This is a genomic window from Oleiphilus sp. HI0066 (genome assembly GCF_001635725.1).
In genome coordinates this window covers 1-1,168 of the sequence record NZ_LWFH01000418.1, presented here as the reverse complement: position 1 = coordinate 1,168, position 1,168 = coordinate 1, and the positions used below count along the sequence as shown (strand labels likewise).

Below are 1,168 nucleotides of genomic sequence, written 5' to 3'. Positions count from 1 at the left end.
AAGACGTATGGTGGGTGTCGATGGAATGGGCCTGATCATATCAAAGACGCTAGCGCTGTTATGGGATCAGTATGATTTTGTATTGTTAGATAATTCTCCGTCACTCGGCGTGCTTATGATCAACTCTTTAGCAGCCAGCCAGCAGTTAATTGTCCCGGTGCAGACAGAGTTTTTGGCTATCAAAGGGCTTGAGCGAATGATGCATACTTTATCGATGGTCATACGCTCGCAAAAAAGTAATCTGCAACATCTTATTTTGCCGACTATGTTTGATAGACGGACACAGGCCTCATTACAAAGTCTTCGAACAATTAAACAGACATGGGGTGATAACGTTTGGAAATTTGCGATCCCGGTCGATACGAAGTTCAGAGATGCGAGTACCAAGGGTGTGGTGCCCTCAGATTTAGACGCCGTGACACACGGTGTGCGCGCATACAAAAAACTACTTGAAACTTTGTTAGAGAAAACACCCAACGGAATATAAAAGGAAAGGGTGATGACACAGCAAGTATATGATGTGCAGTACCCCTCTTATAACGATCAAATTATTGAAGATTACTTAGATGTTCTATTTACCGCGCCTAAGCCTCTTCAGTTATTTCGAAATCGATTTGAATTGCAATCGACCATTGATGTCGATGCTGTATTGAACGGTAAGAAAGATACATCTGAGTATGAAGCAATGCTGATTTTTCTAACAACGATGATGATTTCGTTTCGTCTTGAACGCAACACTAAGCTTCAATTGAACGTGCTTTCCGTAGCAAAACTGATGCTGCCGCGCATTAAGTACTGTCGTTAATCCACCGAGAATAGGTCGAGCTGTACTGTGTCTCACAACAACGATAAACCTGCTGCTCATAGTAAGAATGATGATCTATTGCAGGACTACTTTAGTGAGATGTTTAGCTCCTCTGGCGACGACACAACGCCAGTTAAATCAATCCAGAAAGCATATTCGAACTCAAGCCAAGCTCCGAGATCCGCAGATCTAAATCCTCAATTAAAAACCAGTAAGCGATCGACCGTACCTAAAGCAACACAATTGTTTGTGGAGCCTGAGGTTAATACGATTACTAGTGGTGTGATTGGCGGCCTTATGCCTAAGCTAAAGGCGCTAGAACAAGAAGATAGTGATTCTAGCGAACAAAAAACAGAGCCTGTC

3 protein-coding genes are annotated in these 1,168 nt (G+C 42.8%); all 3 read left to right on the top strand.

All coding sequences use genetic code 11. The annotated features are described in order from the left end of the window. Positions 1 to 487 (top strand): ParA family protein (locus A3738_RS05655; protein ID WP_156502914.1); only part of this gene is annotated, 487 nt, incomplete at its 5' end. 12 nt (positions 488 to 499) lie between these two features. Further along, a complete protein-coding gene (locus A3738_RS05650) occupies positions 500 to 805 on the top strand; it encodes a hypothetical protein (RefSeq protein WP_068476200.1) in 306 nt (101 codons plus the stop codon). A gap of 27 nt (positions 806 to 832) precedes the next feature. Next, the coding region (locus A3738_RS05645) for a hypothetical protein (RefSeq protein WP_156503995.1) at positions 833 to 1,168 on the top strand (336 nt) is incomplete at its 3' end.